Origin of the sequence: Streptomyces sp. Y1, assembly GCF_041053115.1 — a bacterium.
Lineage (GTDB): Bacteria > Actinomycetota > Actinomycetes > Streptomycetales > Streptomycetaceae > Kitasatospora > Kitasatospora rubellomurina.
The window spans coordinates 7,540,970-7,557,990 of sequence record NZ_CP163445.1; the positions used below are offsets into that span (position 1 = coordinate 7,540,970).

Annotated in this window: 20 protein-coding genes; 7 read left to right on the forward strand and 13 right to left on the reverse strand. The window is 69.6% G+C overall.

The features are described from left to right. Positions 1-56: 56 nt before the first annotated feature. The 10 genes from AB2U05_RS32695 to AB2U05_RS32740 form a co-directional block, all read right to left on the reverse strand. Positions 57-803: a phytanoyl-CoA dioxygenase family protein gene (locus tag AB2U05_RS32695; RefSeq protein ID WP_369185150.1), complete on the reverse strand. Its 747-nt coding sequence runs from the start codon at positions 801-803 to the stop codon at positions 57-59. A 26-nt stretch (positions 804-829) separates the two neighbouring features. Continuing rightward, positions 830-1,558 carry a creatininase family protein gene (locus AB2U05_RS32700; protein ID WP_369185151.1) on the reverse strand — a complete coding sequence of 243 codons (729 nt, stop codon included), beginning with the start codon at positions 1,556-1,558 and terminating at the stop codon, positions 830-832. A gap of 56 nt (positions 1,559-1,614) precedes the next feature. Next, positions 1,615-2,406: a trans-aconitate 2-methyltransferase gene (locus AB2U05_RS32705; protein WP_369185152.1), complete on the reverse strand. Its 792-nt coding sequence runs from the start codon at positions 2,404-2,406 to the stop codon at positions 1,615-1,617. Then, positions 2,403-3,068 carry an HAD family hydrolase gene (locus tag AB2U05_RS32710; RefSeq protein WP_369185153.1) on the reverse strand — a complete coding sequence of 222 codons (666 nt, stop codon included), beginning with the start codon at positions 3,066-3,068 and terminating at the stop codon, positions 2,403-2,405. Before AB2U05_RS32710 ends, AB2U05_RS32705 begins: the two co-directional genes overlap by 4 nt. Beyond that, positions 3,065-3,505: a hypothetical protein gene (locus tag AB2U05_RS32715; RefSeq protein WP_369185154.1), complete on the reverse strand. Its 441-nt coding sequence runs from the start codon at positions 3,503-3,505 to the stop codon at positions 3,065-3,067. The genes AB2U05_RS32710 and AB2U05_RS32715 overlap by 4 nt, the downstream gene beginning before the upstream one ends. Further along, positions 3,502-4,539 carry an enolase C-terminal domain-like protein gene (locus AB2U05_RS32720; RefSeq protein ID WP_369185155.1) on the reverse strand — a complete coding sequence of 346 codons (1,038 nt, stop codon included), beginning with the start codon at positions 4,537-4,539 and terminating at the stop codon, positions 3,502-3,504. Before AB2U05_RS32720 ends, AB2U05_RS32715 begins: the two co-directional genes overlap by 4 nt. Continuing rightward, a complete protein-coding gene (locus tag AB2U05_RS32725) occupies positions 4,536-6,581 on the reverse strand; it encodes a hypothetical protein (protein WP_369185156.1) in 2,046 nt (681 codons plus the stop codon). The genes AB2U05_RS32720 and AB2U05_RS32725 overlap by 4 nt, the downstream gene beginning before the upstream one ends. Beyond that, positions 6,575-7,672, reverse strand: a complete 1,098-nt coding sequence (locus tag AB2U05_RS32730; protein WP_369185157.1) for a hypothetical protein — start codon at positions 7,670-7,672, stop codon at positions 6,575-6,577. The genes AB2U05_RS32725 and AB2U05_RS32730 overlap by 7 nt, the downstream gene beginning before the upstream one ends. 308 nt (positions 7,673-7,980) lie before the next feature. Next, positions 7,981-8,208: a hypothetical protein gene (locus tag AB2U05_RS32735; protein WP_369185158.1), complete on the reverse strand. Its 228-nt coding sequence runs from the start codon at positions 8,206-8,208 to the stop codon at positions 7,981-7,983. Further along, positions 8,205-8,675: an ATP-binding protein gene (locus AB2U05_RS32740; RefSeq protein ID WP_369185159.1), complete on the reverse strand. Its 471-nt coding sequence runs from the start codon at positions 8,673-8,675 to the stop codon at positions 8,205-8,207. Before AB2U05_RS32740 ends, AB2U05_RS32735 begins: the two co-directional genes overlap by 4 nt. Before the next feature lie 119 nt (positions 8,676-8,794). Here AB2U05_RS32740 and AB2U05_RS32745 point away from each other — a divergent pair, with 119 nt between their 5' ends. From AB2U05_RS32745 to AB2U05_RS32770, 6 genes are all read left to right on the forward strand, one after another. Then, positions 8,795-10,012, forward strand: coding sequence for a helix-turn-helix domain-containing protein (locus tag AB2U05_RS32745; RefSeq protein WP_369185160.1), 1,218 nt, complete (start codon positions 8,795-8,797; stop codon positions 10,010-10,012). 27 nt (positions 10,013-10,039) lie between these two features. Continuing rightward, entirely contained in the window at positions 10,040-10,513 is a 474-nt protein-coding gene (locus tag AB2U05_RS32750) for an NUDIX domain-containing protein (protein WP_369185161.1), read from the forward strand. 142 nt (positions 10,514-10,655) lie between these two features. Then, positions 10,656-11,660, forward strand: coding sequence for a hypothetical protein (locus AB2U05_RS32755; RefSeq protein ID WP_369185162.1), 1,005 nt, complete (start codon positions 10,656-10,658; stop codon positions 11,658-11,660). 170 nt (positions 11,661-11,830) lie between these two features. Then, complete coding sequence (locus AB2U05_RS32760; protein ID WP_369185163.1) at positions 11,831-12,499, forward strand: Crp/Fnr family transcriptional regulator; 669 nt, start codon at positions 11,831-11,833, stop codon at positions 12,497-12,499. A gap of 65 nt (positions 12,500-12,564) precedes the next feature. Next, positions 12,565-13,149 carry a hypothetical protein gene (locus AB2U05_RS32765; protein WP_369185164.1) on the forward strand — a complete coding sequence of 195 codons (585 nt, stop codon included), beginning with the start codon at positions 12,565-12,567 and terminating at the stop codon, positions 13,147-13,149. A gap of 171 nt (positions 13,150-13,320) precedes the next feature. Next, positions 13,321-13,551 (forward strand): hypothetical protein, encoded by a 231-nt coding sequence (locus AB2U05_RS32770; RefSeq protein WP_369185165.1) that lies wholly within the window; start codon positions 13,321-13,323, stop codon positions 13,549-13,551. A 43-nt stretch (positions 13,552-13,594) separates the two neighbouring features. Here AB2U05_RS32770 and AB2U05_RS32775 read toward each other — a convergent pair whose 3' ends face one another. Next, positions 13,595-14,560 (reverse strand): hypothetical protein, encoded by a 966-nt coding sequence (locus tag AB2U05_RS32775; RefSeq protein WP_369185166.1) that lies wholly within the window; start codon positions 14,558-14,560, stop codon positions 13,595-13,597. Positions 14,561-14,984: 424 nt separating this feature from the next. On the opposite strand from AB2U05_RS32775, the gene AB2U05_RS32780 reads away from it, so the two are divergent. After that, entirely contained in the window at positions 14,985-15,221 is a 237-nt protein-coding gene (locus AB2U05_RS32780) for a DUF6296 family protein (protein ID WP_045700293.1), read from the forward strand. Positions 15,222-15,278: 57 nt separating this feature from the next. Here the strand turns inward: AB2U05_RS32780 and AB2U05_RS32785 are convergent, their stop codons facing one another. Further along, positions 15,279-16,298 (reverse strand): phosphotransferase, encoded by a 1,020-nt coding sequence (locus tag AB2U05_RS32785; protein WP_369185167.1) that lies wholly within the window; start codon positions 16,296-16,298, stop codon positions 15,279-15,281. Next, positions 16,267-16,977, reverse strand: coding sequence for a phosphoribosyltransferase (locus AB2U05_RS32790; protein ID WP_369185168.1), 711 nt, complete (start codon positions 16,975-16,977; stop codon positions 16,267-16,269). Before AB2U05_RS32790 ends, AB2U05_RS32785 begins: the two co-directional genes overlap by 32 nt. Positions 16,978-17,021: the final 44 nt, after the last annotated feature.

The following is a 17,021-nucleotide window of genomic DNA, read 5'->3' on the forward strand; positions in this document are numbered from 1 at the left end:
CCCTCTGTCTCGGAGTCAGTGGACAGGCCGGGCTCGCTCCCGGCCCTGGCTGGAGTTCACGCGGGCTGTGACAGCCCCGGGTAGCCGAGCCACGGGTCTTGCAGGGCCTGCAGCCGTCGCCGCGCGTGGTCGGGGTGCTCCACGCGGAAGTACGCCATGACCCGTGGCTCAGTGCTGAGGTTGCGGCCAACGGCGTGGGGGACGAGGTGGTGCATCAGCAGCAGGTCGCCGGGCTGGCCGAGGAGCGGAATACCGGCGTGGGCGTCGATGTCGGGCGGGACCTGCTCGGTGATGCCGAGCGACCACTGGGTGCGGAACCACTCGGCCATGGCCAGGTGCCCGCCCGGCTGGTACCGCAGGGCCCCGCCCTGCGGGTCGGTGATGTCGGACAGCACGACGCCGACCAGCAGCGAAAAGGTTCGAAGCTCATCGGGGTCGAGGTGTGGGCAGGCGACGCCATCCACATGCATCGCCTTCTCCGGCTGGGCTTGTTCGAGTTGGCCCTCGGGGATGCGGATCTGGAGTTGCACGGTGGAGACGGGTTGAACGGTGCCGAGCAGGTCTTGGGCGAGCTCGGCGGCCGGGGACGCCGAGAAGAGCGCGAGCAGGTCGGGGTGGCTTCCGAGCTCCGGTGCGAAGGTCCGCTGCGTGTAGGCGTTGACGAGCTCGGGGTTCATCGACTCGCGGTACCAGTCGGTGACCAGTTCACGGGCTCGGACGATCTGGTCATCGGGGACGGCGCCGCGCCTGACGAGCAGGCCGTCGCACATGAAGGCGTGCTTCTCTGCGGCGGTGAGGGCCACGGAATCTCCTGGTAGGCCGGGGGCGGTTACGGGCTGTGGTTGGTGAGGTGGGTGAGCACGTGGCCGGCCGCATCGAGGGCGCTGTCGAGAATGGCTCGGCCGGCGTCGGCGGTTGCCCGGCACGGGTCGCCTCCGATGACGCCGCAGGTGGCGATGGTGGTGTCTCCGGAGGTCCACGGCCAGGTCGTGCCGCGGTCCAGGACGAGCCGCTTCGCCTCGGCGCCGTTGACGGTGAAGTCCGTTGGGAGGCTGTCGAGATGGACGTCCTCGGGCGCGAGTTCGAGCATCATGGCCGTCTCGCGGATGCCAGCGTGGATCTCCGGGACGGTCTCGCCGCCGACCTGGACAGCGGACAGCGAGGCCGGGTGGATGACGCAGAGGGAGAAGGCGTGCGCGCGCCTCAGCTCGTGGAGGGCAGGCTCCAGGATTCCTCGGTTGCCGCCGTGGCCGTTGATGATCAGGAGCCGTCGCGCAGGGGTCGCCCGCAGATGCTCCGTGACCACGGCGTCGAGCAGGGACATGAAGCTCGCGATCCGTAGCGACACGGTTCCCGGCGACCAGGCGTGTTCGAGCGAAAGCCCGTACGGGATGGTCGGCAACGTCCACAGGTCGTGCTGTTCGCCGTACCGCTGGACCAGCATGCCGGTGAACCGCTCCGCGATCACGGTGTCCGTGTTGAGCGGCAGGTGGGGCCCGTGCTGCTCGTGGGAGCCGATGGGCAGGCAGAGCACGGATTCGGTGGTGAGGTCGGTCAAGACCGCGGGTGCGGCCAGCCGCCCGTACTGGCGGGCGGCTGGGCCGTCTGCTCGTATCACTCGGTGCCCCGCCGGCCGATGCGGATGAGGAACTCGTTGTCCTCCGGGAAGACGTCCTCGGTGCTGTGTTCGGCGAGGGCGGTCTCCACGGCCGCCTCGAACTCGTCGAGGCGGCCTCCGAAGAGGTGCGGTGCAGCGAAGCTCGTGGAGTAGAGGTAACCGAGGATGCTGTTGGTGCTCCACGTCCGGTGGACGGGCACCCGGATCTCCTCGACCCGGTTGAACGGCGACTCCTCCATGATCTCGCTGTACGGCCTGTTGTGGTGCTTGAAGGTGCTGTTGCCGGCACGCCGTTCCTCGCCGAGGAAGCTCTGGACGACCCCTCGCACGGACTGCTTCCAGGGGCTGTCGGCGGCCCAGAAGCTGTTGTCGCCGAAGATGGCGACGGCGCCGCCGGGGGCCACCTGGTCGTCGAGGAGGGCGAGCACGGTGGCTTGGTCGAGCCAGTGGAAGGCCCGGCAGATCGTCACGAGGTCGGCCTGCCAACCGGTCGGGGGCTTGAAGTCCTCGGCCGTCGACTCGATGAGCGACAGGCTGGCCCCGTCAGGGAGTTGGGGTCGGAGTGCCTCCTCGGCGGCCTTGAGCATGTCGGCGTCGTTGTCGATGGCGATGATGTCGTCGAACCGGCTGAGGAGGGCTTCGGCTACCAGGCCGGTGCCGGTTCCGATGTCCAGGAGTCGGCGGGGCTTGCCGGGGGCGACGGCCTGGTCGAGGACGGTCGCGACCTCCTCGGGGATCCCCGGGCGGTATTGGCGGTAGTAGCTGGCGGTGCCGGTGAACAGGCTCATGGGTTCCTCAGATCGAGTAGCTGGCGAACGTGCTGGACTGCGTCGGCGAGATTGTGGGCGACGAGCACGTCGTGTTCAACGAGGACGTGCTCGTCGGGGACCGTACGGCCGTGGGAGAGCCAGACGGCGGCGAATCCGGCGGTTGTGGCGCCGCGGATGTCGCATTCCCAGTCGTCGCCGACATGGACCATGGTCGCGGCCGGCACCTGGTGGGCGTCGGCGACGGTCCAGAATGCGCGGCAGTCGGGCTTGGCGAACCCGGTGCGGCAGGACGGGAAGTGGGCGCTGACCCACGGAGAGAGGAGTGCAAGGAGCCGGTCAGGATCGGCCTCGGTGCAGGTCACGTTCGAGAGCGTGACCACGGTGGCACTGTCGCTGAGTTGCTGAAGGGCCTCGACGACTCCGGGGAAGAGGACGAGCGGGGAGACGGGCAGATCCGTTGGGAAGTCCGACTGCTTGATGTCCAGTTCGGCGCAGACCTGCTTGATCACGGCGTCGGTGATCTCCGGGGCGGTGTGCAGGACGTCCCGCATCACGCGCCGGGCCTGCTTCGGGCCGAGCGGTGAGATGGCGGCGAGCCTGGCCGCCAGGCCGGGGCCCTGCGCGTTTCCGAGGGTTCCCCCGATGTCCAGGCTGACCAGTCGACTGATTGACCCACTCATGCAGCGTCACCCCCGGCCGGGGGCAGGGCAGAGACGATGGCGGCGATCCGCGCCATACGGATCTGGGCGGTGGTGGCCTCACCGAGGAACGTCAGCGCGTACCGCAGTTCGGCCGCATCGAGCGCGTCCAGGTCGCGGCTGCCGGCCTGGGCGGCATCCGCCAGGTCAGCGGGGACCACGCGCGGGCGAAGTCCGTGCGGGAGGTGGAGGATTCCGGCCCAGACCGGGCTGGGCGCCTCGATCGTTTCCAGCGGTCGGAGCACGGTGACGTCATCAAGGGTGAAGATCCGTACGGCCGCCGCCCCTTGGCCGAGGTCAAGGATGCCGGAGAGGAAGGTGTCGTGCCCGTCGAGTCGTCGGTCCAGGACGAGGAGCAGGCCGTGTTCGTCGCGACGAGTTGTTCCTTGGACGGGGAAGGTGCCGATGGTTCGGGTCATCGCAGTCTCCGGGGTTGGGTACCGAGTCCGGGGGCGTCGGGAGCGGGAAGCAGGCCGTTCTTGGGCATCCAGGGCTCGGCGTAGAGAAGCTGGCGACGCGGCTCCCACTGGCGGCGGTACTCGACGGCCGGGACGTCGTCGGGGAAGGCGGCGGCGAGGTGGATGCCGGGCACCATTGAGCGACCATGTGGATAGACGGGGACACCGGCCTGGCGAACGCTCGTGGTGATCTCGACCGCACGGGTGAGGCCGCCGCACCCGACGACGTCGATGGTCAGCGCGGTGGGCCGAGCGAAGTCCAGGAGGGTGTCCAGGTCCTCGTCGGGTCGCAGGCGCTCGCCCACCGCGACCGGTACGCCGGCAGCGGCCAGCTGGCTGTAGACGCGCAAGTAGTGCTCCGGCAGCGGGTCCTCCAGCCAGGCCAGCATCGGCTGATCAAGGCGGCCGGCGACAGCAGCAGCGAGCCGCGGACTCCAGGTGCCCACCGCGTCGACGGCGAAAGGCTCGCTGATGACCGCCGCAGCATCGGCCAGCGCCGCGACCAAATTCCTGGCCTCGGCGGCGACACTCCTGCCCGGGCGGCGGCGCAGTCCCCACTTGGTGAAGGCCCAGCCCTCTTCGAGAACCCGGGCCAGCGCACCGCGGTTGGTGGAGCCACTGAGATCCAGGCGGAGCCAGGAGACGTACACCGGTACGGCCTGCGTCCTCCTTCCTGGCGCCAGCAGGTCGGCCACCGGTTTGCGGACCAGGCGGCCGTGGAGGTCCCACACCGCGCAGTCGATCGCTCCGACTGCCCAGTCCGAGACCTCCGGTACGGCTGCCCGTATGCGCGGTCGGAGGCCGTCGTGATCGAGCAACGAGGCTCCTACGACTACGGGGCCGATCGCCTCCACTGCCCGGCCGACCGTCGTGCTGACGGGCCCGTACCAGCCGGTCTGCCCGGCGCCGTGGACCGCGACGAAAACGCGGTCGTCCCCGGCCTCCGCCACGCCTACCGGCACGGTCTCCACCTTGTCGATGAGCGACTCCGTCATTGCGCGGCCTCCAGCCTGGCTGTCAGCCGACCAGCCGCCCGGAGCAGTCCGGCGGAGTCCAGGCCGAGCTCGCGCGCGAGGGCGTCCTGCGACATCGGTCCCGGAGGCTCGCGCCAGCCGATCACCTCAACCGGCCGCCGCAGGCGCCCCGCCAGCAGTCCCCACACAGCTGCCGGGTGCCCGAGCGTGACGACCAGGACAGCGGAGCGCTCACCCAAGTAGCGATCAACCTCGGCGTCAGTCAGGCCCTTGGGCCAACGCGTGGGATCGCCGAGAACGGTGAGGTCGAGAACGCCCACGACGCGAATTCGGCAGCCCAGCCGGTCGCGGAGGACCGGCACTGCCGCCGTGACGGCTTCGGCCGGCAGGTCTCCCGCCACGACGACGGTGAGGTCGGGATCCTCCTCGTCGCTCAGGTGCGGCCAGATCGCGAGCCCGCGTGCCAGTTCCTCCTCGACGGTCTCAAGCGGGAGCCGCAGTTCGGTGTGCTTACCCGCGACCAGGACGTTGACGCGACCCGTCGAGTTCAGCGCCGCGTCGAGCACGGCGGCCGTCCGCTGCGTGTCGGCCGGAACCAGCACGGTCACCGCAGGGTCCTCCGTCGCGAGCAGGGCGCTGGCGAGCGACGGATCGCCGTGGGTGAAGACGTTGTGCCACCCGTACGAGGTCAGCAGCAGGTTGAGGCTCGGGAACGCCTTGTGCTTGGCGATTCGGCGATGCTTGAGGTGACCGACGATCCCAGCGGTCAGAAGCGGGGCGAACGCCTCGTAGGACACCAGGACTCCGCGTCGACCGCTGCTGATCCAGCCGGACAGCCAGCCGAGGAGCACCTCCTCGGCCAGCACCTCGGACACCCAGGGCTCGTCCCGCAGCGCGCCGAGGCGGTTCGAGGATAGCTCGTCCGGGCTGAAGACCCAGAAATCCCCGGCAGCAGCATGCCTGCGGAGAACAGCGCCTACCGCCTCCCCGAAGCGGGCGGCACTGCCGAGAACGACCGGCTTCGGCCCCTCACGGGTCGGGTGTCCGGGGCCGACCGCAGAGCACCGCGCGGCAGACTCCAGGGCCTCGGCCAGAGCGCCGATCGGCTGGCCGTGGTGGTCGAAGAGCTCCGCGGGCTGGTACGACGCCAACCACCTTTCCAGCTGGCCGCGCTGGGCTTCATTCCGGCGGGCCCCGTCAAGTGACGTCTTGTGGGCTGCAGCCGTCCCGAGCACCTGCCGCCCGTCGACCGCCTCCGGTCCGCTCCAGCCCTTCACGCAGCGGAGAAACACAGCCGTCCGTGAGCCGTCAGCGACCTCATCGACGGACACTGCCAAGGCATCCCGGAACGCCCGGTGCTCATCGGCGCTGGCCGCCGCCACGTGCACCACCCGGCCTCGCCACCCGAAGCCGGCCGCGTACGCAACGAGCTCGGCGTCGGTCATTGCCCCCAGCAGCGATCGGTCACCCATGCGGAAGCCGTTGACGTGGACGACCGGTAGGACCGCGCTCCCCTGCAGAGCCCGGGCCGCAAGCCACGCCGCCGCCGTTGTGGGGGTCTCGCATTCGCCGTCGCCGACGATGGGCACCACGACCCGTCCGGGCACGTCGAGCGCCATGCCGTGGCTGAACGCGAGCGCGCCACCAAGGCACCCGCCGGGTGCCGCTCCCGCCGGCAGCAGCGGATGGGTTTCCGCACCGAGGCCGTCGACGTCAGGGAAGTTCCGGGCCAACCACCTGAGCCCGGTTGCGTCACGGGAGAACTGAGGGCGCACGGCTGCCAGCTCGCCGGTGAGCCAGGCGTAGGCGAGCTGGACTACCCCTGCGTGGCCAGCGCCGATCACCGGGACCAGCTCGCGGCCGGGCGCCACCTCGCCAGCGGCGAGAACCGTGTGGGCGAGCGCCCACGCAGTCCCGGGGACGGTGCCCCAGTGACCAGCGGGGCGAGGCTTGACGTGGCCGGCCTGGAGCGGCTCGGTCAGCAGTTGGTTGTCGTCGAGGTGTAGCAGCGCCACCGCGACGTAGGTGGCGGCCCTCCACAGCGCGTCGGCCCGGCTCAGCATGGCGGCACCAACTGCTCATCGCCGAACGTGAAATACCACAGCGGCCGGTAGCACTCCCATGCCTCCGGGCGGAGGCCGGTCGGCCCGACGATGTGCTCGATGGCCCGGCGGGCCAGGAGGTAGTACTCCAGAGAGTCGGAGCCTTCTGCCCGGAGGCCTGCCATGATGGCGTTGTGCGCCTGGTACACCTGAAAGTTGGGGAACTCGGTGACGAACGGCACCAGCTCGGCCACACCGCTTCGGAGGTCGGCGAGCCGGTCCAGGCCGACGATGTAGGTGAACGAGGTCGCGTGGCCAGCGCGCATCGCCCGCCGCAGGACCTTGGGCATCTCCTCGGTGGTGAGTGTCGCCTTGCTCGCCTTGAGGAGCAGGTCCCTCCGACTGAAGCATTCGGCAGTAAGCCGCAGCACGAACGGGGCGACGCGCTCCGCCAGTTCCGCGAACGCCTCCCTCGTGTGGATGACCGAGGTAAGGAACCCGATCCGAGCGCCGATGCCGTGGGCGGCGAGCACGTCACGCAGGCCTATCAGATGGTCGACGGCCGCCCGCTCCCGCTCGAAGCAGCCGGTCGACACGGTGACCTCACGGAGTTCGGCCAGGTTGTGGCGGGGGTGCTGCTCGACCATCGCGGCCAGCAGTTCGGCCAGCTCCCGCTCCTCCGAGAGACGGGGATCGGCTGCGGCTTCCAGGGTGTTCGGGCAGAACGAGCACCCCACACAACGGCTGCGGGCGTTGGGGTTGAGCGTCGCGGCCCGCCCGTCGTCCCTGAAGTACCCGCCGACCGCCTCGTCGGCGGCGACGCGGTCGATGGAGCCGACTACGACGCCGCCCAACGAGAGCTCATCGCCAGTCAGGTGGAACGGCGAAGCCTTGGCGTTGAGCGGAATGATCACCATCCAGGCGACGTCCGGCCGGGTCGTGAGACGAACCGAGATCCGGGCGCGATGACGGCCGTGGGCGGAGGAGATCCCGAACAAGTTGATCGCGATGAGCAGGGCGTCCTCCACGGGCACGCCGTAGCGCTCCGCCATGCCCCTGACCGCCGAGAGGGTGAGGACCGCTGCGGGTTTGCTGCCGAGCGCTGTTTTCATGAGCCACTCTCCGTCACTGGCTGGACCGGGCTTCGCTGCCCTGGTCGTCGTTCTCTGCTGGATCTGCCTCGCTCCCCTCCACTGGTCGGGGAGGATGAGCCCGTGTGGGCCTGCCGGTGTCCGTCCGGCAGGCCCACACGGTTCCTTCGCTCAGCGGCCGGGGTACGGCGGCTGCGGGATCGGCGGTGCCGGCGGGGGCGGGGGCGGAGGAGGCGGAGGCTGGGGCGCCTGCAGGCGCGCGCTGGACGACATGGCGGTGTTCCCTTCTCGCTCGGTGGTGCGTGTGGCGACGAGGCGTGACTCCGTTGTCATGCCTCGGGTTCGACCGCGGGGTGCTGCTCAAGGTCGCGGTCGGGCTCGTGGTCGGCCGCCGGGACGGGGCCGAAGTGATCGGAGCTGAGCTGGTGGTCGGCTGCCGCTCCGAGCAGGGCGAGGACGATGAGGTGGCCGAGCGCGCAGAGCCAGGTGAGTACGGCTTCGACGGGATCCCGGTGAGCAGCGCGGTAGATGTCTTCGTGCGGCTGGTAGTCGGTCATGCCGTATCGGTCCTGAGCTCGGCCCAGACCACGGTGCCGTCGCTCGTCGCGTCGAGGCCCCAGCTCTCGCACATCCGGCTCACGAGGAGGAGCCCCCGGCCGTTCTCGGCCAGGGCGGACGGGGCGGGCCGGTCGACGGGCCCAGGCCCCGCGTCCGCGACCTCGATTCGCAGACCGCGCGGCTGAGGTGCCAGGCGGACGTCGAAGCAGCCAAGGCGCGACGCCGCGCCGTGAAGAACAGCGTTGGTGCAGAGCTCGGACGCGACCAGCTCGATGTCCTGGACGAGTGGCTTGTCGAACTCCCATGCCCCGACGACCCTCCTGATCAGCGCCCGGGCCAAGGGCACGGAGGCATGAGCGCGCAGGAAGCTCATCTGCACCGACAGGCAGCCGGCCGCCTCGATGGCTTCCTTTGCTCGAAGGTCCTGACGCGCCACCACGATCAACCCTTCCCGTCGCTCAATCACCCATCAAGCAGAGCCGCTTGAGGGCAAGTCAGAACGCTAGGAGGATGAATGGATGGGAACCCGGAAAATCCTTCCGGGGTAGGCGGCGGGGACGCCATCAGGCTGGGAGCATGCCTGGAATGACTGAGACGCTGAGCATCGGCGAGCGCGTCGCCTGGTACCGCCGTCGACGGGGCATGCCCCAGGAGGTTCTGGCCGGCCTCGTCGGGCGGACAGCCGACTGGCTGAGCAAGGTCGAGAACGGCCGTATCGAGCTCGATCGGCTTTCGGTCATCAGGGCGCTGGCCGATGCCCTCGACATTCGGCTCGGCGACCTGCTGGCGGAGCCGTCACTCCTCGACTGGCCCGGCGATGCCCAGGGCGGAGCCGTCTCGAAGCTGCGCGAAGCGCTCATGGACTACAAGCAGCTGTCGCCGTTCCTGGCAGCCGACGACGCCGAACAGCCGCCCGACCTCGACATCCTGCGCGCCGAGGTGGGCTCCGCCTGGTCCGCCTACCAGGACGCCAGGTACTCCCGCGCGACCAGACTCATCCCGGACATCCTCTCCCAGGCCCAGCGCGCGGTGCGCATGCACGAGGGCGATCAACAGCAGCAGGCCAAGGCGCTGCTCGCGATGGCCTACCAAGGCGCCGCGATGGTCCTGACGAAGATAGGCGAAGCCGACCTCGCCTGGATGTCGGCCGACCGCGGCCTCACGGCGGCCCAGGAGTCGGGCAACATCGTCGTCACCGGCTCGCTGTTCCGCTCGGTCTCCCACTGCCTGCTCAGCAACGGACGCCTCACCGCCGCCAGGGACTTGGTCATGAACTCGGCCTCCTTCCTGGAGGCCGGCTTGGAGGACGGATCCCCGACCTACCTGTCGATCTACGGCACCCTGTTCCTCGTCGGATCGATGGCCGCCGCAAGGATCGAGGACCGGAGCACGGTGCGCGACTTCCTCGCCGAGGCGGACCGGGCGGCCCAACGCCTCGGCCACGACGCCAACCACATGTGGACGGCCTTCGGGCCGACCAACGTGGCCATCCACCGGATCTCGACCGCCATGGAGCTCGGCGACGTCCAGATCGCCCTCGACCAAGGGCCGCGCGTGGACTCCTCGACCCTGCCGCTCGAACGCCGAGTGCGGCACTCACTCGAAATCGCCCGCGCCTACAGTGCACAGAACCGCATGGACGAGGCCCTCGCCCTCGTACTGGACGCCGAGGAGCTGGCCCCCGAGCAAGTCCGCTACCACTTCATCCCCCGACACCTGGTGACCAACTGGGTCCGCCAACAGCGCGGCAAACCCAGCTACTTGCTGGCAGGCGTCGCCCAGCGGCTCCAGATCGTCGCGTGACGCGGCTGGGCGGCTACAGTCGTCGCCATGAGCGACTCCCAGTCCCACGAGGTCGTGGCCCAGCCCCGCACCGCCGCCGGCGTGCTCTTCTTCGACGAGGACGACCGCGTCCTCCTCGTGAAGCCGACCTACAAGCCCGGCTGGGAGATCCCCGGCGGCTACCTCCACGCCGGCGAGACCCCGAGCGAGGGCGCGGCCCGGGAGGTCAAGGAGGAACTCGGCATCACCCCGCCGATCGGCCGCCTGCTCGTCGCCGACTGGGCACCCCACCCCACCGAGGGCGACAAGCTCCTCTTCGTCTTCGACGGCGGCGTCCTCCCCGCCGACGAGCTCGACAGCATCACTGTCGACCAGGTGGAGATCGGCGAGTACGCCTTCCACACGACCGACCAGCTCGACGCACTCCTCATCCCGCGCCTCGCCCGCCGCGTCCACGCCGCCTACGTCGCCAGGACGCAGTCCGCGACCGTCTACCTGGAGCACGGAGCGACCCGCGCGTAGATCGACGACCTCACTCCGGCTGCACGGAGCTTCCTCCGATGCAGCCAGTGAGTGTGATCAAGGCCGCTCGCGCCAACAAAGCTCATCTGTCTTGGCATTGTGGTACGTTCCGTGATCCAACCGAAAATAGGCGACCCCGGCGATGCGCGAACATCCCGGGGTCTGGCACCAGGAGCGCGAACTCCCGATGCGAGTACATCGTACCGAACACGTACGTAACTTCACCGTGCTGCCCAACTGCATGCTGCAGTACCGGCGGCTGTCCTACACCGCCCGCGGCCTGCTCGCGGACCTCCTCTCCCGCCCTGACGGCTGGCGCGAGGACGGCCGGCACATGGCCGACACCAGCCCCCAGGGGCGCAGCGCAATCCGCAAAGCCCTGAAGGAGCTGACCGACGCCGGACTCTACCGGGTCGAGAAGATCCGCCTCCCGGACGGCACGATCATCACCGAGACCCACGTCTACGACACCCCGCAGCTCACGGGGATTCCGGGTGTCACCCGTCCGGTCTCCGGTGAAGCGACCACCGGTGGTGCTGACGCCCTTCCAAAGGACCGGTTCAAAGGAACCTCCCTCCCCGCCGAGCAGCCCGGCGAGCCGGTCCTCGCCGACGAGCAGCCGACGAGGACGGGAGGGCGGGAGGAAGACCCCGAGGATGAGGCCGACGAGCAGCCCGTGGCAGTGCCGGACGAGCAGGTCAGCGAGGCGGTCGCCACGCTGTTCCGGGTGATCCACCCCGAGCCGCGCCTGCGGCTCGGCCAAGCCGAAGCCGAGGAGCTCGCACCCCTCGTCGCGCAGTGGCTGGAGCACGGCGCGACCCAGGCCGACCTCGCCCACGCCCTGTTGCTGGGCCTACCCGCGCCGGTGCACTCGGCCGTGGCGGTACTCCGCTACCGCCTGGAGCGCAAGATGCCCCCTGCCCAGGCCGCTGTGCGGCCCGCAGCGGCCCGGTACGCCGAGTGCGCCAAGTGCCACGACCCGGTGCCCCAGCCGGGCATTTGCCGGGCCTGTGCAGGCCTTGGTCGACGCCCAGCCGAACCCGCCAGCGGCGCACAAATCGCTGCCGAGGGAGCTGCCCGCGTCCGGGCGGCGATGAACGCTGCGCGGTCCACATTCGGGAGCAAGGACCTCGCCCCCATCAGCTGAAGGCATCGGTATCCCCGGGTATGGCTGCTCTCACCTGGCCAAACGGGTTGTCCCCATGCCTCGGCACACGCGCTGGAGCCACGTCCTCAAGCTGAATCCTCGTCGTTCCGGCGCCATCGAAAGTGTTCTACGTTGTGGGCGAGCCCGCCCGAGCCCAGAAGGAAGTACCCATGACTGATGCGAGCGCCCACTCGAAGGCCGAAGTCCTGGAGGGCCTGGTTTCCAAGGAGGGCGTGGGCTCCACGGTCCAGTTCCGTGCAGGCCAGACGATCATCCAGGAGGGCGATCTCTCGAACCAAGTGCTGATGCTGCGCGAGGGAACCGCCAAGGTGGTGACCCGCAATGCAGATGGCACCGAGATCGTTCTCGGGCTGCGCGAGAAGCCAGAGATCATCGGCGAACAGGCCGCCCTCAATGGCACACCGAGGTCGGCCTCGGTGATCGCGTTGACCGACGTGACGGCCCTCGCCATCTCTGCCGAAGATTTCCGAGCCCTGGTGGGGAAGCAGCCTGAGGCCGCTGCCGCCGTGCTCGGGATCGTGACCGAGCGACTCCGCGAGGCCGATCGTGGTCGAGTGGAGCTGGCCACCCACACCGTTGCCCAACGGGTCGCCGCGCGGCTGGTGGCTCTTGCATCGCAGATCGGAGTAGTCGACGAAGCGGCTGGCGTTGTGCGGCTTCCCCTTTCCCAGCAAGACCTGGCCGGGTGGGCAGGCGCATCCCGCGAGGCGATCGTGAGGACTCTGCGGCTTCTGCGGGACGAGGGCGTCGTGACCACTGAGCGACGACAGATCGTCATCCACGACCTGGAGGCGTTGCGCACCAAGGCCACTGACTGACAGTCAGAGTGGTATTCTGACTCAGTCGGAACGCTGAGGAATACCACTCTCGGGGGCGTGGCCGCTTGATCGAGCATGTACGCAAGATCTTCTTCGGCTTGGACATCGCTGGCTTCAATCAGACGAACCGGACGGACCTCGCCTGCCTCACGATGCGGCAGGGCCTGTACGAGGCGCTCGGTCGCGCCCTGGCTGCCGGCGGCCAGGGCGCGGAGAGTTACGACCTGCTTGACCGCGGCGACGGCATCATGGCTGTGATCGACGACTCCGCAGGCATCCACACCCTGGCCCGAACAGTGGTCCCGGCACTGGTCGCCGCCATCCATGAGTACAACGGCGCCGCGGGTCCGGGCGCCCAGATTCGGCTCCGCGCCGCATTGCACCATGGCGACGCCTTCCGAGACGACCACGGCTACGTCGGCCGACAGGTGAGCCATGCGTTCCGTTTGCTCGACGGCCCAGAACTGCGGGGCATGCTCAGCGCCAGCACCGCCGTCCTGGTACTGGCCGTGTCCGAGAGTGCATGGCACATGCTGGAACCCTCGGGCTCCGGCGGGTCCAATTACGCCGACATCCTGATCAGCACCAAAGAGAACACTGCCCGAGCCTGGGTCGCCGAGTTCAGGGCCACCCCTGCTCTGGTCAGGTGAGCGAATGCCTGACATCTCGACATGCGCGTACGCCATGCCCCTGACTATCCGGCCGACTCAAGCGCCCCGCACGGCGAAGAGTGAAGGGATTCAGAGCCAGCGCGCTGTCCGTCTGCGCGAGCACCCGACGAGCAAGTGCACAGTCCCGCTGATCGCCGAGGAGGTTGGCAGTTGAACGTCGCCGGATGGGTTGGCACAGTGATCGGCGTTATTGCCGGCGCAGCCATCATCGTAAACAAGCTCGGCGAACTGGCACACGCAGTACTTGACGTCCGAGACAGCCTTCGAGACAGGTTAAGCCGCCGGGAACGCGACCGGATTGGCCAAAAGGACCAAGAAGACGCGCCTTGGTCGAGCGTAGAGCCTGTCGATCGCGAACCCGAGCTGGCCAAGGAGCCGTAGCCTACGAAGGGCGCGGTACCCGGTCGGAAAAGCCCAGCTGCCGTCATTTACCCTGCGCGGTCAAGGCCCCAACGATTGACGGAGCGGCGGCTGGCACCACGCTGAACACGATGACAATGATCGCGGTGAGTGATGGCTCGACGTGGTAGCCGTAGTGGCCCGCAATCTTCGTGCCGCACCAGGCGACGGCTCCAGCAGCCAGGATTGTCACCACTCTGCGCATGCCGCCCCTGACTGCCATCACCGCCGAGTCGACCACGCTCCAGGACGGCTCAAGACTTTCCTCCTCCTCTTCGGTAAATTCCAGCAGCGCGCCCACATGACCAACTGCGTAATTGTCTGCGATCTGAATCAAGAGGGAAATGAGCTCCTTCAATGCCGCATCGGCATCTTTGTCCAGCCCGGCAGCAGCCTTTCGCAGTCGGGTGATCACGAGGCGGCTGTGTCGCTTCAGCTCCGGCTGCCGCGAGGAAATCATCGGGACCGTCCCACGCCAGAACCTCATGCGTCCGATCATCAACTCGGCCGACTTCAGCTCGCGCGATGCCGCCATCAGAAGATTCGTCCGATCACTCCGCCCCGCCGGCAAGACTTCCGACAACGACCCAACCAGGTCTGCAAGGATCGCCACTGGCCGATACCGCGTGTATCGGTTCATCTCGATCAGCATGAAGAAGGGAACGAACAGAGATGCGAGCACGGTCATCGCAGCGACGATGATAAGCGGCGCCATGATAATCAGGACGGCCACGGGCCGGGAATCCAAGGGGCGCAACAGGTAGAGAAGACCCCAGGAGAATCCGGTCCATATCAGTACAGCCAGACAAAAACGGCCATACTGGATCGAACGCCGATAGTGCATCCATAGCGCCAGCCGGACCTCCCTCGGAACCCCTCCAGCGACGCCAGCCAGTTCCAAGGACTCCCTGAGAGCCGCCGTGGCCTTCATGCTCCTTCTCAGCGCCGCGCGCCGACCGTTCTCCCGGATGTCACGTCCAAGCTTCAGCACCCGCTGTCGCATCCTCGCCCCCTCCCTACGGGATCGGAGAATGCCACGACCATCCGACCAAACAGGCCGGTTCCGCCTTTGATGTGGCACGACCGTGACAAGTCGCCCCACAAGTCGTCGAGCTGGCCGGAGGTGCTTCTACGTCGGCGACGGCCCGGTCGCCCTCGGCTGACCGGGCCGGGCAAGCTCAAACCTCAACGTCCAGCACCGCGAAGTGCTGCGAAACGAGGGCACATCCAGGGCACATGTGGGCGGGAAATGGCGCTGACCAGTGAGAACTCGTGACATGAGTCTTCCCAGGTCAGCGCCATGATCGTCGAAAAGTCGCAGGTCAGCGCGGCGCTCATACAGTACGTGTACAACTGCCGGGGCGGGGAGGAGAATCGGTGGTACCGGGCGGGGTGATGAAGCAGGAGGCCAGGAGATGAGCAGCCTCGAACGCCGCTATGCGGTGACCCTGCCGGGGAAGGTGGCCGGTCATGGCCCGCCGACGGTCGTCGTGGTCCACGCCACCGACGCGCTCGGCCCGGGCGGCACCTTGGTGTGGGAGAGCACGGACGGCGAGTTCCGGGTGGAGATCTCGGGTGAGGTCGCCACCGTCCTCGCGACGCCTGACGCGCAGTTGCGGCACCCGTGCCTGTACGCCGTCGAGCTGCCCTGAACCGGTCCTACGGATAGGGAAGTTGACCGTCGGTCGCGGTGCCCGGGCCGGCCGGGCCTACCCCGCGCCGCCGGCCCGCCGGAAGTGGGCCAGCACCCGCTGCAGTGCCGCCCGCCCGGCGGGCCCCCAGGTCGGCTTGCCGCCCGGCAGCCCGTGCAGCCCCGCCCGTCCGATGCCGAGCAGCATCAGGGCGCGCAGCACGGCCCAGCCCCGGGCGCGGCGGACGGTCGCCTCGGCCGCGTCCCGTTCGTCGGCCGGCTGGGCGGCGAGCCAGCGTGCGAGGCACGGCCGGTCGGCGCCGGCCGGCAGCAGCAGCCAGGCCGCGGCGAGGTCGCCCGCCGGGTCGCCGGCGCCGAGGGCGTCGAAGTCGACGATCCCGCCGAGGGCCCCGTCGACCACCACGACGTTCGCCGGGTGCAGATCGGCGTGCAGCCAGACCGGCGGGCCGGCCCAGACCGGGGCGGCCACCGCGTCCTCCCACACCGCCCGGAGCTCCTCGGCGCGGATGCCCGGCGCCAGTTCGTGCAGCTGCTCCTCGAACGCGGCCAGCCGCCGCTCGAAGTCGGGGGTGACCGGGGCGAGCGGGCCGCCGCGCGCCCCGGCCCCCGGGGCGTCGGCCGGGGCCGGCCGCTGCAGGGCGAGGAGGAAGTCGGCGAGCACCTCGGCCGAGCGCGGCCCGTGCTCGACCGCGATCGGTGTACGGTCCGCCGGCTCGCCGGGCACCCAGGAGAGCACCGCCCACCGGTACGGGTAGCCGGCCCCCGGCCCGCCGGTCCGCCGCGGCTCCGGGACGGGCAGCGGCAGCCGCGGCGCCAGCTCCGGCAGCCACCGGAGCTCCTTGCGCAAGCTCACGGGCGTGTCCTGGTCCCGCGGCATCCGCAGCACGTGCTCCTCGCCGAGCCGCCACATCCGGTGGCCCCAGCCGCCCTCCACCCGGCGCAGCGTCAGCTCCGCGAGGTCCGGGTGCTGTTCGCGCAGTAGGGCGCGCACGGTGTCGGCGTCGACGTCGATCCGGCCGCCGGCACGTGGCGTCGGGTCAGGGGCTTCAGTGGCTGCGGTCTGCGGTGGTGTGTCCATCGGCAGCGACCCTACCGCGCACGGCCGTTGCCGGGCCGAAGCCGTGGCGGCGCAGCAGCAGGGCGGCCTCGCGGTCGGTGACGTCGTGGAACTCGCCGTACCAGGGGCCGGCGGCGTGCGCGTACAGCGGCAGGTGCAGGCAGACCAGGGCGTCCACGTCCCGGCGCAGCTCGTCGGCGATCCGCGCGTCGCACACCGGCGCGGCGAGGAGCAGGCGGTGCGGGCGCTCGCCGCGCAGGGCGCGGACGGCGGTGCGGGCGGTGAGGGCGTCGGTCAGGCCGTCCGAGACCAGGACGGCGGTGCGGCCCCGCACCCGCAGCGGCGCCCGGCCCTCGCGGTACAGCGCCTCGCGCCGGTGCACCTCGGCGCGTTCGCGCTTGAGGCTCTCGGCGAGTTCCAGCGGGGTGACATCGAGGTTCTTGAGGCAGTCGCGGTCGAACAGCGGCGGGTCGCCGTCGGCGACCGCGCCGACCGGCTGGTCGTGCCCGCGCACGTTCAGCGGCCGTACCACCGTGGCGTCCAGCGGGGCGCCCAACTCCTCGGCGAGCGCGGCGGCGACGGGCAGCCCGCCGGGGGCCAGGCCGAGGACGACGACCCCGCCGTCGCTCCGGCCGTCGATGAACGGGGCCACCGCCTCGGCGAGTTGGCGTCCGGCGGTGATCCGGTCGGGGAATTTCACGGGTCCGTCCTCCTCCTGTCGTCAGGGCCTCCCGGCAGCGGTCA

Bases quoted from the DNA above. Each gene is read 5' to 3' on its own strand.
- AB2U05_RS32705 (WP_369185152.1), bottom strand. From the start codon at position 2,406: ATGAGCCTGTTCACCGGCACCGCCAGCTACTACCGCCAATACCGCCCG.
- AB2U05_RS32710 (WP_369185153.1), bottom strand. From the start codon at position 3,068: ATGAGTGGGTCAATCAGTCGACTGGTCAGCCTGGACATCGGGGGAACC.
- AB2U05_RS32715 (WP_369185154.1), bottom strand. From the start codon at position 3,505: ATGACCCGAACCATCGGCACCTTCCCCGTCCAAGGAACAACTCGTCGC.
- AB2U05_RS32720 (WP_369185155.1), bottom strand. From the start codon at position 4,539: ATGACGGAGTCGCTCATCGACAAGGTGGAGACCGTGCCGGTAGGCGTG.
- AB2U05_RS32725 (WP_369185156.1), bottom strand. From the start codon at position 6,581: ATGCTGAGCCGGGCCGACGCGCTGTGGAGGGCCGCCACCTACGTCGCG.
- AB2U05_RS32730 (WP_369185157.1), bottom strand. From the start codon at position 7,672: ATGAAAACAGCGCTCGGCAGCAAACCCGCAGCGGTCCTCACCCTCTCG.
- AB2U05_RS32735 (WP_369185158.1), bottom strand. From the start codon at position 8,208: ATGACCGACTACCAGCCGCACGAAGACATCTACCGCGCTGCTCACCGG.
- AB2U05_RS32745 (WP_369185160.1), top strand. From the start codon at position 8,795: ATGACTGAGACGCTGAGCATCGGCGAGCGCGTCGCCTGGTACCGCCGT.
- AB2U05_RS32750 (WP_369185161.1), top strand. From the start codon at position 10,040: ATGAGCGACTCCCAGTCCCACGAGGTCGTGGCCCAGCCCCGCACCGCC.
- AB2U05_RS32755 (WP_369185162.1), top strand. From the start codon at position 10,656: ATGCGCGAACATCCCGGGGTCTGGCACCAGGAGCGCGAACTCCCGATG.
- AB2U05_RS32760 (WP_369185163.1), top strand. From the start codon at position 11,831: ATGACTGATGCGAGCGCCCACTCGAAGGCCGAAGTCCTGGAGGGCCTG.
- AB2U05_RS32780 (WP_045700293.1), top strand. From the start codon at position 14,985: ATGAGCAGCCTCGAACGCCGCTATGCGGTGACCCTGCCGGGGAAGGTG.
- AB2U05_RS32785 (WP_369185167.1), bottom strand. From the start codon at position 16,298: ATGGACACACCACCGCAGACCGCAGCCACTGAAGCCCCTGACCCGACG.